This window comes from Natronoarchaeum sp. GCM10025321 (assembly GCF_042663585.1).
Lineage (GTDB): Archaea > Halobacteriota > Halobacteria > Halobacteriales > Natronoarchaeaceae > Natranaeroarchaeum.
Window position 1 is genome coordinate 1,404,521 of record NZ_JBHTAN010000006.1, and the last position, 14,820, is coordinate 1,419,340.

The 14,820-nt window shown below is 62.4% G+C and carries 16 protein-coding genes; 10 read left to right on the plus strand and 6 right to left on the minus strand.

What is annotated here, in order from left to right; all coding sequences use genetic code 11:
* Window positions 1-46: 46 nt before the first annotated feature.
* Window positions 47-991 carry a DUF7319 domain-containing protein gene (locus ACFQL3_RS09900; protein ID WP_377053779.1) on the minus strand — a complete coding sequence of 315 codons (945 nt, stop codon included), beginning with the start codon at window positions 989-991 and terminating at the stop codon, window positions 47-49.
* 93 nt (window positions 992-1,084) lie between these two features.
* Here ACFQL3_RS09900 and ACFQL3_RS09905 point away from each other — a divergent pair, with 93 nt between their 5' ends.
* Window positions 1,085-1,567, plus strand: coding sequence for a DUF7321 family protein (locus ACFQL3_RS09905; RefSeq protein ID WP_377053781.1), 483 nt, complete (start codon window positions 1,085-1,087; stop codon window positions 1,565-1,567).
* Between the two features lie 9 nt (window positions 1,568-1,576).
* On the opposite strand, the gene nth is transcribed toward ACFQL3_RS09905, so the two are convergent.
* Window positions 1,577-2,260: an endonuclease III gene (nth, locus tag ACFQL3_RS09910; RefSeq protein ID WP_377053783.1), complete on the minus strand. Its 684-nt coding sequence runs from the start codon at window positions 2,258-2,260 to the stop codon at window positions 1,577-1,579.
* Window positions 2,261-2,385: 125 nt separating this feature from the next.
* On the opposite strand from nth, the gene ACFQL3_RS09915 reads away from it, so the two are divergent.
* The 4 genes from ACFQL3_RS09915 (at window position 2,386) to ACFQL3_RS09930 (ending at window position 5,533) form a co-directional block, all read left to right on the plus strand.
* Window positions 2,386-2,775, plus strand: coding sequence for a DUF7522 family protein (locus ACFQL3_RS09915; protein ID WP_377053785.1), 390 nt, complete (start codon window positions 2,386-2,388; stop codon window positions 2,773-2,775).
* Window positions 2,776-2,856: 81 nt separating this feature from the next.
* Window positions 2,857-3,840, plus strand: a complete 984-nt coding sequence (gene mvaD / locus ACFQL3_RS09920) for a phosphomevalonate decarboxylase MvaD (RefSeq protein ID WP_377053787.1) — start codon at window positions 2,857-2,859, stop codon at window positions 3,838-3,840.
* A gap of 48 nt (window positions 3,841-3,888) precedes the next feature.
* Window positions 3,889-4,314 carry an SRPBCC family protein gene (locus tag ACFQL3_RS09925; protein WP_377053789.1) on the plus strand — a complete coding sequence of 142 codons (426 nt, stop codon included), beginning with the start codon at window positions 3,889-3,891 and terminating at the stop codon, window positions 4,312-4,314.
* A gap of 64 nt (window positions 4,315-4,378) precedes the next feature.
* The gene (locus ACFQL3_RS09930; protein ID WP_377053791.1) at window positions 4,379-5,533 is read left to right on the plus strand and encodes an NAD(P)/FAD-dependent oxidoreductase; all 1,155 of its coding nucleotides are present in this window, start codon (window positions 4,379-4,381) and stop codon (window positions 5,531-5,533) included.
* Window positions 5,534-5,535: 2 nt separating this feature from the next.
* Here the strand turns inward: ACFQL3_RS09930 and ACFQL3_RS09935 are convergent, their stop codons facing one another.
* Window positions 5,536-5,880, minus strand: coding sequence for a hypothetical protein (locus ACFQL3_RS09935; protein ID WP_377053793.1), 345 nt, complete (start codon window positions 5,878-5,880; stop codon window positions 5,536-5,538).
* 75 nt (window positions 5,881-5,955) lie between these two features.
* A complete protein-coding gene (locus ACFQL3_RS09940; RefSeq protein ID WP_377053795.1) occupies window positions 5,956-7,668 on the minus strand; it encodes a histidine kinase N-terminal 7TM domain-containing protein in 1,713 nt (570 codons plus the stop codon).
* A 130-nt stretch (window positions 7,669-7,798) separates the two neighbouring features.
* Here ACFQL3_RS09940 and ACFQL3_RS09945 point away from each other — a divergent pair, with 130 nt between their 5' ends.
* Both ACFQL3_RS09945 and ACFQL3_RS09950 read left to right on the plus strand, forming a co-directional pair.
* Window positions 7,799-8,323, plus strand: a complete 525-nt coding sequence (locus ACFQL3_RS09945; RefSeq protein WP_377053797.1) for a Mov34/MPN/PAD-1 family protein — start codon at window positions 7,799-7,801, stop codon at window positions 8,321-8,323.
* Window positions 8,317-8,748, plus strand: coding sequence for an adenylyltransferase/cytidyltransferase family protein (locus tag ACFQL3_RS09950; RefSeq protein ID WP_377053799.1), 432 nt, complete (start codon window positions 8,317-8,319; stop codon window positions 8,746-8,748). The genes ACFQL3_RS09945 and ACFQL3_RS09950 overlap by 7 nt, the downstream gene beginning before the upstream one ends.
* Before the next feature lie 40 nt (window positions 8,749-8,788).
* On the opposite strand, the gene ACFQL3_RS09955 is transcribed toward ACFQL3_RS09950, so the two are convergent.
* Together ACFQL3_RS09955 and ribH are read right to left on the minus strand one after the other, a co-directional pair.
* A complete protein-coding gene (locus tag ACFQL3_RS09955) occupies window positions 8,789-9,934 on the minus strand; it encodes a pyridoxal phosphate-dependent aminotransferase (RefSeq protein WP_377053801.1) in 1,146 nt (381 codons plus the stop codon).
* Entirely contained in the window at window positions 9,935-10,345 is a 411-nt protein-coding gene (ribH, locus tag ACFQL3_RS09960) for a 6,7-dimethyl-8-ribityllumazine synthase (RefSeq protein WP_377053803.1), read from the minus strand.
* A 159-nt stretch (window positions 10,346-10,504) separates the two neighbouring features.
* On the opposite strand from ribH, the gene ACFQL3_RS09965 reads away from it, so the two are divergent.
* The 3 genes from ACFQL3_RS09965 (at window position 10,505) to ACFQL3_RS09975 (ending at window position 14,815) form a co-directional block, all read left to right on the plus strand.
* A complete protein-coding gene (locus ACFQL3_RS09965) occupies window positions 10,505-11,761 on the plus strand; it encodes a hypothetical protein (RefSeq protein WP_377053805.1) in 1,257 nt (418 codons plus the stop codon).
* A 317-nt stretch (window positions 11,762-12,078) separates the two neighbouring features.
* Window positions 12,079-13,068, plus strand: coding sequence for a glutathione S-transferase family protein (locus ACFQL3_RS09970; protein WP_377053807.1), 990 nt, complete (start codon window positions 12,079-12,081; stop codon window positions 13,066-13,068).
* Window positions 13,069-13,243: 175 nt separating this feature from the next.
* Window positions 13,244-14,815 (plus strand): phospholipase D-like domain-containing protein, encoded by a 1,572-nt coding sequence (locus ACFQL3_RS09975; RefSeq protein ID WP_377053809.1) that lies wholly within the window; start codon window positions 13,244-13,246, stop codon window positions 14,813-14,815.
* Window positions 14,816-14,820 lie beyond the last annotated feature (5 nt).

Genomic DNA, 14,820 nt, shown 5'->3' on the forward strand with positions numbered 1-14,820 from the left:
ATTGTGTTCGCTTAAACCCACCGATGAATCCGCCAAAGAGCGGGCTTTAATCTTCCTTTCGATTCCGGTTCCGAACGGGGTGCAGTCGATTCTCTGGCTCCTCTATCGGCAGGAAGTCCGGTCGCTCGCCGTCTTCGAGTCCCACCTTTCGCAGTCGTTCTTTGTACTCCTCAGAACGGAACCGATCGGAGAGGCGAGCGTTGGCCACGGTGATAAATAGGAACACAGCGATGACGATGAACGCGAGTCCCGCAACGCCGGTAATCAGTGGTGTTCCGGTCGCTCCACCACCCGAGATGGCGAGATACAGCGAGACCCCAAGCAATCCAAGCCCGGCGAGCATCTGTGCGCCCGCGATCACCTGTATCATCAGGTTCCCCACCTCGCTGCTCCGTTCCGGTACTTCGTCGGGCCGTGGGAGGAGAAAGTCTCCCTCCGGGGGCTCCTGCGGGTCGTACTCCTCCATCGAGCATAGCGCAACCGTCGGCTTGACGTCACGCAGCACTGTCCCCGTTCCTTCTACCGTTCCATCGGGGAAGATCAGCGCGTAGTCCTGGTCGGAGTACGCGATCAGCAGTTCCCCGTCGTCGCCGGCGTCGACGCGTTCGAGTACGGCGAACACCTCGCGCTGTGCGATCCGCGTGAGCAACTCCTGTTCGACCCGGTCGATCAGTTCGCCGCCGGTGATCCATGACTGTGGATCGAACGCCGCTTCCCACTCGTCGATCGACATGTCTTCCATGTCGGAGGGGCCGAAGTCGTCGAAGTCGTACTGGGCTTCGATCTCTTCGAGTAGTTCCTCGTCGGATACCTCGTCGTCGGAGCGCTCGTCGGACAGAGGGTTGCCACCGACCTGCTCCCCGTCAGTCGGGCGGTCGGCATCACGTGACTCGTCTGTCTCCTCGACACCCTCCTCGGCGTCCGCCGACGCTCCGGTATCGGACCGCTCGGATTCGTCGTCGGCCTCGGGCGACGTCGATGAGTCAGCCATTACCTGAAATTCGGGTGCCCGGGACATACGTTTTCCGCCATCGTCGTGGGAGCTATCGCGTGTTTTAAACGTCACTCTTCCTAAGATCAGCCGATGTCGGAGTACGTCTATGCGACGGTCGCCACATTGCTGGTGACGCTCAGTTTTCCGCTGTATCTCTATGGGGCGTGGATCATTCTTCAGGAAGAGGTCGTCACGTGGGACGTCCTGATCCACCACCTCAAGTACGTCACCGCAGGGCTGGTGCTGACGACCGTGCCGATGGTCACGTGGATGATTCCGAACGCGTTCGACCAGTTCTCGCCGCTGCTGGCGGTACATATGTTCTTCGGCCTGCAGGCGTACGCGCTGTTGCTCGTCGGACTGACCGGAATCGTTCGGATCTTTCAGGTCAAGCGCCAGCACAATCTCTATCACGAATCGAGCGGCGACATCGACATCAGCGAACTCCACGAGAACATGAGCGCGTGGCGCTGGCGGCTCCGGATCGGCGTCTTCGGCTACGTCGGTTGCTGGATCATCGCCTACCTGATCGGCGTCTTCCGGTTCCTGCTGCGATTTATTTATCTGTTCTAGGGCGGGCGCTCACCACGCCTCGCCGCTGGCGAGATCCACGTCGTTGTCGCCTTTTTCCGAAGGACAGATGTCGGCGAGCACGCAATCCCCACAGTCGGGGTTCCGCGCAGTGCAGACTGCACGACCGTGATCGATCAGGAGGTGGGTGTACTGTTGCCAGACGTCTTCCGGGACGATCTCCATCAGATCCGACTCGATCGCTTCGGGTCGCTCTTGCTCGGTCAGTCCAAGCCGTCGGGAGATCCGCTGGACGTGCGTGTCGACGACGATTCCCTCGACGACGTCGTGAGCGTGCTGGAGGACGACATTGGCCGTCTTGCGTCCAACCCCCGACAGTTCGGTGAGTTCGTCCATCGTGTCGGGGACCTCGCCGTCGTGTTCTTCGAGGATGGTCTGACAGGTGCTCTTGATGTAGCCCGCCTTGCTGTTGTAGTAGGTGATCGAGTTCAGGTCTTCTGCGAGTTCCTCCTCGTCGACGGTCGCGTACTCCTCGGGCCCGTCGTACTTCTCGAAGAGATGTTCAGTCTCCGTGTTGACCCGCTCATCGGTACACTGCGCCGAGAGAATGACGGCGATCAGCAGTTCGAGGCGGTTCGAGTACCGAAGCGATATCGCGCTGTCGGGGTACTCTTCGAGCAGTCGGTCGACGACTTCCTCGGCCTGCGCTTCGCGCGGTTCGAGCGGCGTTCCCATGGCTTCGAGTTTGAGCGGAGGGGTTTCAGCGGTTCGGTTCGGTCCGGCATCCACGGTCCGTCGGCCGAGTCTTCGCGCAAGTACCGGGAAACTACAGTATTATCCTCGCTCGTCCAATCCGCTATGTGAGCAATCACAACGGTTTCGAGATACGGGACGAACTGCTCGGGGTCTGCCGAACTGTCGTGGGTGACGAACTCAGAAGCATCACCTACTACACCCACGACGATATCGAACAACTGTATCTCCGATCGGATCTGGACCGCACGGCTGATCTGGAAAGCTTTGCAGAACACGAACGACGCGGGTTTCGATCCCAGGAAGCGTACAAGGACTCCGAACTCGGGCAGTACGAGGCGACGATCCGGATGTTCGAGAACGGCTATCTCTCCCGCGTCGTCCACGAGCCACACGGCGTCTGGGTGACGACCGACGACATGTCCATCGACCGGTTCGAGGAGCTAACAGTGGCAATCCGGAACGTACTGGAATCGTACAACGAGCAAGTCGGGTGAGTAGCACCGGTAGTAGGTAGGCCTATCACGGACCGATGTCCAAGCCGAACCTTTATGCGCATATCCCGACGCCATGAAGGTATGAAAGCCACCGCAAAGGCGCACCCGATTCAGGGACTGGTGAAGTACCACGGAATGCGAGACGAGCAGTTGCGGCTTCCGTATCACGACAGCATTAGCGTCTGTACCGCCCCGAGCCATACGAAGACGACCGTCGAGTTCGACTTCGAGCGCGAGGAAGACCGCTACATCGTCGACGGCGAGGAACTGGACGGCCGCGCGAAAGAGCGGGTCGACGACGTCGTCGACTACGTCCGCAAGACCTCCGAGGCCCCGCACGCGGTCTACGGGGTCCGACTGGAGAGCGAGAACTCCTTCCCGACCAACGTGGGGCTCGGTTCCTCCTCGTCCGGCTTTGCGGCGGCCGCGATGGCGCTTGCCGAGGCCGCTGAGCTAGAGTGGTCCCGTCCGGAGATTTCGACCATCGCACGCCGGGGCTCCTCCTCGGCCGCGCGGTCGGTCACGGGCGCGTTCTCACACCTCTACGCGGGTCTCAACGACGAGGACTGCCGGTCGGAACGGATCGAAACGGGCCTCGAAGACGACCTCAAAGTCGTCATCGGACTGGTCCCCTCCTACAAGGAGACCGAGCAGGCCCACGAGGAGGCCGCCGACAGCCACATGTTCCAGGCGCGGCTTGCACACATGCACGAACAGATCGCCGAGATGCGCGATTCGCTGCGCGAGGCCGACTTCGAGCGCACCTTCGAGCTAGCCGAGCACGACTCGCTCTCGCTGGCGGCAACGACCATGACTGGTCCCGCTGGGTGGGTCTACTGGCAGCCAGCGACCCTGCGCGTCTTCAATGCCGTGCGAAAGCTTCGCAACGAAGAGGGGATTCCGGCGTACTTCTCGACTGATACCGGCGCGAGCGTCTACGTCAACACGACTGACGAGCACGCCGAACTGGTCAAAGAAACGCTCGAAGACTGCGGCGTCAAATCCGCTATCTGGGAGGTCGGCGGCCCGGCACGGCTTCTCGACGAGTCGGAAGCGCTGTTCTGAGACGGGCGACCCCCTGCGTACTTTTTCTCGCTGGTCGACACCAGAGGTATGCGAACGATCGAATCGGCCATCGAGATAGACGCCAATCCCGAGGCAGTCTGGGCCGAGCTAACCGACTTCGAGTCGTACGACGAGTGGAACCCGTTCATTCGCCACGCCGAGGGCGAAGCAGCCGTCGGCAGGCGACTTAGCATCCGGGTCGATCCACCCGGCGGGAGGGGTGCGACGTTCAGCCCGAAAGTGACCGTCGTCGACGAGCCACGGCGACTGGCGTGGCTTGGCCGCTTCGGCCTCCCACACCTGTTCGATGGCCGCCACGAGTTCCGTATCGATACGAACGATGACGGCAGCGTCACGTTCAGACAGCAGGAGTCGTTCGGCGGCGTCCTCGTCCCCGTGTTGCTCAACGAGGGGGCCGTCCAGCGCGGCTTCGAGGAGATGAACAGCGCGCTCAAACGGCGCGTTGAGGCCTAAGTCGCCACCGGAGAGTAGGATCCGGTGGAGACAGCCTTTACTTACCGCGGTCGCTACTACATCCATGAACGTTCTCGTTCTCGGCGGCGGCTACGCGGGCATTGCGCTCGCGCAACGCCTCGAAGACCGACTGCCGCACGACGTCGATATCCTCCTCGTAGACGACACTGGCGAACATCTCGTCCAGCAGGAACTACACCGCGTGATCAGGCGGCCCGAACTGACTGAGGAAATATCGATTCCCCTGGAAGAACTCGTCGGCCGCGCCCAGGTCGAAACGGCGACGGTAACCGGCGTCGACGTCGACGCGAAAACCGTCGAACTCGACGGCGAGCGGACGATCGAGTACGATTTCGCCGGCATCGCCCTCGGTGCAGAGACTGCCTACTACGACATTCCGGGTCTCGAAGCGAACAGCCATCCGGTCAAACGACTTGAGCACGCAGACCGCATCAGGGAGCGATTCCGCGAACTGCTCGACGAGAACTCGGGCCGAGTCGTCATCGGTGGTGCCGGGCTATCGGGGATACAGGTCGCCGGCGAACTCGCCGCTATGAGTCGGAAGGAACAGGTTGGGGAGGACCTGGAGATTGTATTGCTCGAAGCCCTCGACAGGGTCGCACCGGGCTTCAGCGAACCGTTTTCGGCGGCTGTTGCGGACACCCTCGAAACAAACGACATCCGGATACGAACGAATACGACTGTCGCCGGTGCGACGGCGGACCGGGTCGACCTGGCCAACGGCGGGGAACTCGAACACGACCTGCTCGTCTGGACCGGCGGACTTCGGGGTCCGGGAGCACTCGACGGAGAGCGGCCACAGGTGAAGAGTACGCTGGAACTCGCTGACGGGACCTTCGTACTGGGCGATACCGCACGGGTGATCGACGGTGACGGCGAACCGGTGCCGGCAAGCGCGCAGGCGGCCGTCCGCGAGGCGACGCCGGTCGCCAACTCGATTGCACGCGCCGTCGAACACGAGCGCGACGGGGATGCGCTGTTCTCCCCGCGATACGAGCGGTTCAACTTCGATACGCCGGGGTGGGTCGTCAGCATCGGTGACGACGCCGTCGCGGAACTCGGACCCGCAGTCGTCACCGGCCGGGCGGCGGCCGCAGCGAAAGCCACGGTCGGCGCGTCGTATCTAACGACAATCGGGAAGGTGCGAAACGCCGTCGACCTGGTCGACAGCGAGTTAGGTATCGACCCCGACAGGTAGCGCTAGCCCGGGACGCCGTACGCTTCGAGACCACCCAATCCGATCGTTGACAGGATGATCAGCGTGACGACCACCGCGACCCACGCGACCAGCGTGATGAGGATGGCGTCGATCCAACCCCCTGGATAGCGATTGTTGACCACCCAGAGATACGCAATAAAGGCGACCAGTCCGCCGATCAGTGGGACGAAGAACTCGACGATTCCCCACAGTATCCCGCCGATCAGCGCCGTCACCAGCGCATACGAGTAGCTCTGGACATCGGCCACGAGGTTCGCGCCGACGTAGATGCCGATAGCGCCGATGAGCAGACTCACGCCGAACGTTACGAGTGACGTTACTACCATACGGACACTTCGAACTACTGTGTATTAAATGCCGTTTGCCCGACATAGTTGTGGGTTCCTCGCGAACAGCCGTTCTCACGAGGCCGTCGAATCCTCGCGCAGGAGTCCGGGAACCCGGAGGGTGACAGTCGTCCCGCTATCCGAAGTCGAAAACGAGAGGTCGCCACCTAGCGCGGTGATCCCCGACTGGACGACCCGCAGACCGATACCGCTCCCATGTTGGAGGGCGTCCTCGGTTCCGTCGTGCAGGACGGCGATCTCCTCTTCGGGAATCCCCGGTCCATCGTCTTCGATCTCGATAGAGAGCGAAGAACCGTCCGCTGCTCGGCATCGCGCTCTGAGTTCGATGGTTGGCGATGGGTCAGTCGAGTGATCGAGCGCGTTGTCGAGGAGGTTTCCGATCACGAGGCCCAGGACGTCCGGATCGGTTCGGACAGTGAGGCCCGGGGAGACAGCCACGCTCACCTCGGCAGATCCGTCGTCCCACTCAGAAATCAGGTCGTCGACGAACTCGTGGAACTCAATCGGCTTCCGGGTCTCGACGGAGCGATCGATCGTCCGGTTCAGTTCGCGGGCGCGCTCCGAGAGCGTGAGGAGCCCCGAACTCTCGTCGACGATGGTCTCGGCGGAATCGGTGAGAGCCGGATCGCTCGCGGAGTCAGCGATCAGTTCAGCGTGGCCCGCGATGACGGTCAGGTCATTACGGAGGTTGTGTCGGAGCACGCGATTGACGACGGCAAAGCGCTGTTCGCGCTGGCGGAGGTCAGTGATGTCCTGCAGGACGGTGGTGTAGCCTAGCCGGGTACCCGTCACGTCCTCGAACGGTGAGGTCGTAACCCGGTACTGTCGCCGTTCCCCGCCGGCGAGTAGTTCGATGTCCTGTTCCCGGCACTGGAGGTCGATGTCGGCCGAGACCAGTTCCGAGAGATCGGTTCCGACGAAGCGGTCGGTGTGCTCGCCGAACAGCGATGCCGCGGCCGTATTGAAGTTGATGACCCGACGGTCGGTGTCGACTGTCACGACCGGCGTGTCGAGGTCGTCAATCGCGGTTCGCTCCCCGATGCGGCGGGTCGCCGGGTCGAACTCGAACATCCCCGCGCTGAACAGCGCGTAGATATCGAGCAGCATGTGCGGAACTAGCAGGACCGGGAGGAAACTGTACTGCGGGACCGGTCCCAGCGAAAAGAAGTAGCCGATGATGCCGACGACCGGAAAAACGGGCGTGAGAAGCAAGGCGACGGTCTGTGATCGGAACAGTCGGCCGTAACTGACGAGCGTATCGAGCAAGAGCAACTGGGCGACGCTGAGTAGCGTAACGCCGATGGCGAACACGAAAAAGAATATTGCGGTGAGTTCGTAGGAAACGGTCGCAGCGCTGGCGACCGGGTCGAGTCGGAAGTTACTCCAGATCAGTTCGTGGTACTCGTTCGTTACCGCCACGAGGGTAATCAGTCCGAACAGCCCCAGAACGAGCGCGGCGGGCATCGTCCGGAGGACGTACTGTCGCCCGGTGTACACCAGCGCGAACGCGAGCCAGACGACGCCGAGCCAGAGCGTAAAGAGCATGACAAGCATCTCCAGAAACGCTCGCAGCCATAGCGGTTCGAACACCAACAGCGCGACGCCGTAGCCGAAACAGATTGCGCTCATGAGCGACGCGATACCGACGAACCACCTGCCGCCGACCTGCCCGCGCCGTTGCCAGACCGCACCGACGAGCGGCAGGGTGGCGACGCCGCTCGTAAGGGCTACGGCGGCCAACAACGACAACTCGACGCTCGGCAACACTACTGTCAGGCAAGTAGTGGAATACGCAAAACGCTTTGGCTATCGACAGTGCAGGGAGTCGCGGGCGGTGGTGGTCGCAACCGGCAGTCGTTCCGGAACGTTTAGCATCCGCAGACGGTGAGTACCCACCATGGGCCTGTTCGATTCCCTGTTCCGGTCGAGCGAAGTTCTCGGGATCGCCCGGGAGACCATGGAGTTCGCCCTGCAGGCGTCCGAAGACGCACATCCCAACGAGTACATGGGGATGCTGCGGGGCACCGAAGCCGAGACACTCGGACTCGACCGGGAGGGGTTAGTCATCACGGACGTGCTGGTCATCCCTGGCACCGAATCGAACAGTGTCAGCGCGACGGTCAAGACGAACATGATCCCGAACGACAACAAATCGCTCGGCTCGGTCCACTCGCACCCGAACGGCGCGCTCCGACCGAGCCAGGCCGACCTGGGGACGTTCACCCGCGGCGAGAGACACATCATCATCGGCGCGCCGTACGGGCGCGACGACTGGAAGGCGTTCGACTCCGACGGGGAGCCGACGGAACTGAACGTCATCGACGTCTCGCTCCCCGACTCCGAGGATTTCTTCCACTTCGATCAGCACGACATCGACGAGGAACTACGCGACGACGAGCTAGATCGGGGGCGACGATGGTGAGAACAGTCGTCGCACAGGGGACCTTCGACATTCTCCACCCCGGCCACGTCCACTACCTGCGGGACGCCGCAGCGATGGGCGACGAGCTGGTCGTCATCGTGGCCCGCGGCGAGAACGTCACCCACAAGGACCCACCGATCCTCCCGAACTCCCAGCGTGTGACGATGGTCGACGCTCTGAAGCCAGTCGACCGGGCGATCATCGGCCACCCCGAGGACATCTTTGCACCGATCGAACGGATCGACCCGGACGTCATCACGCTTGGTCACGACCAGCACCACGACGACGACGCGATTCAGGCCGAACTGGAACGTCGTGGGATCGACTGTACGGTGGAACGCGCGTCGGCGCGCGAACCCGACTCTGCGGAAGAGTTGCTCTCGACCGGTCTGATCATCGACCGCATCCTCGAACGGCGCGGGTGACGGAGACGGACTAGTTTTCGGAAAATATCGACCGCGACGACTACAGGTAGCCTTCCGCGTCGAGGCGCTCGACAGCCTCCTCGATCCGCTCTTTGCTGTTTGCGTAAGAGATACGCGCATAGCCGGGCGTCCCGAACGCGCTTCCGGGCACCGTCGCGACGTGGGCGTCCTCGATTGCGCCCTCACACCACGCTTGATCATCGTCGTCGACAGGGACCATCATGTAGAACGCGCCGTCGGGTTCTGCGACGTCGACGCCGCGTTCGGCGAGCAGGTCGATCAGGAAGGTCCGACGCTCCGCGAACGCATCGACCATCTCCTCGACCGCCTCGTCAGTGTTTTCGAGCGCTTCGATTCCGGCGCGCTGGACGAAGTTGACGGCGGAGGAGACGGAGTGCGAGTGAAGCTTGCCCGCCTGGCCGATCAGTTCCTCCGGGCCGGCGACGTAGCCGAGGCGCCAGCCAGTCATCGAGTAGGCCTTCGAGAAGCCGTTGATCGTGACCGTGCGGCCTTCCATCCCATCCAGGGTTCCGAGGCTGGTCTGCTCGACGCCGTAGGTGATCTCCTTGTAGATCTCGTCGGCGATGACAGTGATGTCGTGTTCGACAGCGAGGTCACGGACACCCTCCAGCGCCGCGTCCGAGTAGACCGCACCGGTCGGGTTGCCGGGCGTGTTGACGACCAGCAGTTCGGTCTCGTCCGAGACGGCGTCGCCGAGGTCGTCGAGCGCCGGTTCGAGCGCGAAATCGTGCTCCGAGGTATCGACGCGGTTGAGCGACCCGCCAGCCATCTTCACCATCGCCTCGTAGGAGACCCACGCGGGGTCCAGCAGGACGACTTCCTCGCCGTCTTCGATCAGGGCCTGTACAGTCTCGTACAGCGCCATCTTCGCGCCGGGCGTTACGATGACGTTCTCGGTGCCGTACTGATCGAGGCCGTCGTCGTGGAGTTTGTCGGCGATTGCCTCTTTGAGTGCGGGAACGCCGTTCGAGGGCGCATAGCCGGTGTGACCGGCGTCCATCGCGGCTTTGCCCGCCTCGACGATGTTCTCGGGGGTCGGGAAGTCCGGTTCACCGACGCTCAGATCGACGACATCCGCGCCCTCGGCCTCGAGTTCGGTTGCGAGGTCGCTGATCGCGAGCGTCGCGCTCGGTTCGACACGTTCGACTCTGTCTGCGAAATCCATTTATAGGTCCTCCAGTTCGGTTGCGAGATCGATCGCACTTTCGATTGCTCGTGCACCGTAGTCGGTACGCGCTCGGGCCTCGTCGGCGCTCTGGCCGGGGCCAGTAATACCCATCGTGACCGGCGTATCCCGGTCAAGACTGACGTCGGTGAGTTTCTGGGCCGCCGCGGCCCCGATCACGTCGTCGTGATCGGTGTCGCCGGTGATAATCGCACCGAGGACCGCGACGGCGTCGATCTCCTCTCGGCGAGCCAGTTTGTCCGCCGCCAGCGGCGTGTCGTACGCGCCGGGGACTTCGATCTCCGTAGCGATATCGACCCCCGCTTCCTCGGCGGCCGACCGTGCCGACGCAGCCATCTCCTCGGTGACCGGAGCGTTGAACGTCGCGACCACCAGGCCGAGCGTTACCATATGCTCCGGGTAGTCTCGGCACCTAAAAGAACTACCGTTCCAGTGTCGAATCGTGGGAACGATAATCGGCGACGGCCGAGCGATGAGTTCCCGCCAGTCATCGGGACCACGGACCAGACGCCCGAGCAATTAGTACCGTGGGGGAGAAAGGACCTGTCGATGGACGCTCAGGAGCTTCGAAAGTATGCCGAGCAGACGAGAGAGCGAGTGGCCACGACTACCTCGCTCTCGGAACGGAACACCCAGCTCCGACTGGTCCAGCCGTTTCTCGAGACGCTTGGCTGGTCACTGGATCGGATCGTCGCCGAGTACGAGTTCGCCGACGCCAGGGGGGAATCGGTCAATTTCGCACTCCTCGTCGAGAAGGTGCCCGAAATCGTCGTAGAGACGCGAGCGTGTAGCGAGGACCTGCGCGAAGCAGACGTCGAGGCATTGGGATCGGTCCTGCTCGGCACCGACGTCGACTGGGGGATTCTCACGAACGGCCGACAGTTCGTGTTTGCTGGGGTCGACGAGACAGGAACGCTCGAACGACGACCCGTAGAACTAGACGGACTCCCCGACCGGATGGACGTGGTGTCGCGATACACGGAGCAGGTGGCATCGAGACGAGTCGAGCGGCGCAAAGAGCGATACAGTACCGCAGTAGAACGGCTTGAAGGCGACCGGCAGGCGATCCAAAACGCTCTCACCGAGCGCCTCGTCGCAACGACCGGCGACGACGTCGCTCCGATGGTCGAGGAGGCAACCGAACGCTTCCTCGACGACCTACTGGATGCGTTTCGCGAACGCCAGGGCAACACCACAGAGCATCAGAGGAACGGAACAGAGATCGACTCGGTTACTGATTCACCGAGCATCGCCGCTGTCCGGCCTGATACCGCAGGTACGGAACAGAACGCTCAGGAAGTGAGTGAAGACGAGAAGCGCGAGCACGACGAACAATCGGCGAGCGCCCAGAGCGTCGCCGACATCGACGAGCTAGAAACCCCGGAGATAGGGAGCGAGAGCCCCCCAGAGAGGGACAGCGAGAGAAACATAGGGATAGACAGCGAGGGCAATCGTGAACTCGCACTCGATGTCGAGCGCGAAGAGGAGTTTGTCGTCCGATTTTTCGACGGACGCACTTCCGTCGGCGCAGTCGGTCATCGGAACGCGGCGACCGCGACCCGACTGGCGGTGGAGTACCTGCTAGAACACCGGCAGTTGGAGGGGAGCATCTCGCTTCCATGGGGACCGGAGTCGGAGGAGCCGATGGTTCGGCACGGCGACAGCGGGTCATCGATCACGATGGAGAACGGATGGCAACTGGACGCGTCGTGTTCGGTGCCGACAGCGCGCGCTGCCATCGAAGCGCTCGCCGACGAGTCGGGACTGCGAACGATGTTTCAAGGGGATTGGTCGGACGGCGAGTAACTCGTTCCCGGTTAGAGAGCCCCGAAGTACAGCAGGAGCAACATCGGGGTAAGCATCAGCACGACCCCGAGTAGCATTTTGATCCCGACCAGCTGCGCCACCTTTATTGATGCACTGAACGCGCCCATAATTACACGTTCTGTTCCTTCTTTTTATTTGTTTCTATATAGAGCAATTTATAGATTGAAAGTAAATATTATACAAGAGAAGGGAGTTTTTGAACGGCTAACTGCCGTGGATAGATGGCAAGACATCGATGCCGGTAATGGACGGGTGATGACGATGGATACTACCGTCCACGATACCTCTTATCGTGTATGCACATGCTTCTCGACGGCGAGTGGACGCGAACAGCGTTCGAATCGAACGACGATTCAGGCGCGTTCCAGCGCCAGGAGACATCGTTTCGCGACCGGGTATCGAATTCGCCGGACGCCAAATTCCCCGCTGAGGCAGGGCGCTATCACCTGTACGTCAGCAAGGCCTGTCCCTGGGCACACCGGACACTGCTCACGAGAGCGCTCAAGGGACTCGGAGACGTCATCTCCATCGACGTCGTTGATCCGATCCGAATCGCCGACGGGTGGCGGTTCTCGCCGGACAAAGACGACTGTACGCCGGATACAGTGAACGGAGCAGACTATCTCCGGGACGTCTACACGGCGGCCGACGAGGACTTTACCGGGCGCGTGACAGTCCCCGTCCTCTGGGACAAGGAGCGCGAAACCATCGTCAACAACGAGTCCGCAGAGATTATGCGGATGCTCGACACCGCGTTTCACGACCTCGGCGAGAAAGACGTCGACCTGTACCCCGAAGGCTACCACGACGAGGTCGACCGCATCATCGACGCCATCTACGAGCCGATCAACAACGGCGTCTACCGTGCTGGCTTCGCCAAATCACAGGAGGCCCACGAGCAAGCTATCGAGGAGCTATTCAACGCGCTCGATCACTGGGACGACGTGCTGTCCGACCAGCGCTACCTCGCGGGCGACGTGCTGACCGAGGCCGATATCGCCATGTTCACGACGCTCGTCCGGTTCGACGAGGTGTACAACACCCACTTCAAGTGTAACGTCGCCCGGATCACCGACTACGAGCATCTCTGGGGCTACCTCCGCGACCTCTATCAGCTACCGGGCGTCGCCGAGACGGTGAACATGGACCACATCAAACACCACTACTACCGCACCCACGACGATGTGAACCCGACGGGTCTCGTCCCCGTCGGCCCTGCCCCGGACTTCGAGTCACCACACGACCGCGACGAACTCCCAGGCGAACCGCCGGAAGCACTCCAGTAAGACGCCGCCGCGCAGAGGCGTCGTACCACTCTCCACACGTTTTTGTACGGAGCCGCGGCGACGGTACCGCGTGGCTCGGAAGGATCGACGGCATAGCACACTCGCAATCATACTCATAGCCGTACTGTTGAGCGCCGCGACAGCGTCTGCTGGGATAGTATCCGCGTCGGCGGCAATGGAGGCGGAGAACTCCACAGCACCGGAGTGGGAAACCGCCACCACAGAACAGCCACGGATCGTGGAACTGTACCCCAATCCGGTCGCAGACGGCAACGTCGGCGAGTTCGTCGCGATCGAGTTCCCCAGCGAGACGGACCCACAGGGGTTAGCGCTTCACGACGACGGCCGGCAGGAAGCACGGCTTCCCGAAACGACGCTCGACGGAACGGTCGTGTTCAGCCACGACCCTGCGGAAACGCGAACACACACAGACCACGAGGTGTACCCGCTCGACGGCCACATCCAGTTCGCCGAGAACGGCGAGACGGTGACGCTTCGCCGGAACGGCACCGTCGTCGATAGCGTTCAGTACGACCGTGCGGCGGAAACGGAGCTATGGGAACGAGACGGCGACACCAAGGGGTCCTGGAGGCCGGTCGAAGCAACCGATCTCGACCCGGCAAGAGTCGGGGGCGGTGAAGCGACCGTGTTCGTCCTGCCGGACGCGTCCGACCGTCCCGTCGGATTGATCGAGGACGCCGACGAGCGGATCATGCTCGCCGCATACACCTACTCCGACGCGCGCATCACCGATGCACTGCTAGATGCCCACGAGCGCGGCGTCGACGTACAGGTCGCTGTCGAGGCGTCTCCGGTCGGCGGCACGACCGAACGCTCGGCGGCGCAACTGGACGAGTTAACCGCCGCCGGCATCGATGTGGTGGCATTCGGCGGCGATACAGCACGCTATCGGTTTCATCATGCGAAGTTCGCCGTCGTTGACGACGAGGCACTCGTTATGACCGAAAACTGGAAGCCCTCGGGCACCGGCGGCCAGTCGAATCGGGGCTGGGGCGTCGTCACACACGACGGGCCGACTGCGGACGCGATAGCGGACGTGTTCGTGGCCGACCTGGGGGCCAGCGATTCGATCCCCTGGGCCACGTATCGTGATTCCGTCGCCCCCGTCGAAGAGCCAGCCACAGCAGGGACGTACCCGGCCGAGTTCAACCCCGAACGCGTCCCTCTCCAGGAGACCACCGTCCTGACGGCACCCGACAACGCCGAGACCGAGATCCGCCGGGAGATCCAGGACGCTGAGGAATCGATCCGCCTCACGCAGATGTCGATCGGTGGTCGGGACGACCCGCTGCTCCGGGAAGCGCTCGACGCAGCACGCCGGGGCGTCGAACTCCGGATCCTCCTCTCCAGTGCGTGGTACGCCGAAGAGGAAAACGCCGCACTCCGGGCATGGCTCGACGACCTCGCTGCCGACGAAAACCTCGATATCGAGGTCCGACTGGCGGACCCCGGCGGGCGCTACGAGAAGCTACACACCAAAGGCGTCGTCGTGGACTCGGAAACGGTCATCCTGGGCAGCATCAACTGGAACACCCACTCATTACGAGAAAACAGGGAACTGGCACTGGTACTCGACGGGGAGGAGGTCGGCTCATATTACGCCGACGTGTTCGATGCGGATTGGGCCGGCCTCGTCTGGCGGTTCCCCATCGGATTGGGAGTCGTTCTGGTAGTTACCGGGGTCGGAACGGCGGAGACAGCGCGGCGACGCCTCGCCTTCGAGTAGCCCGG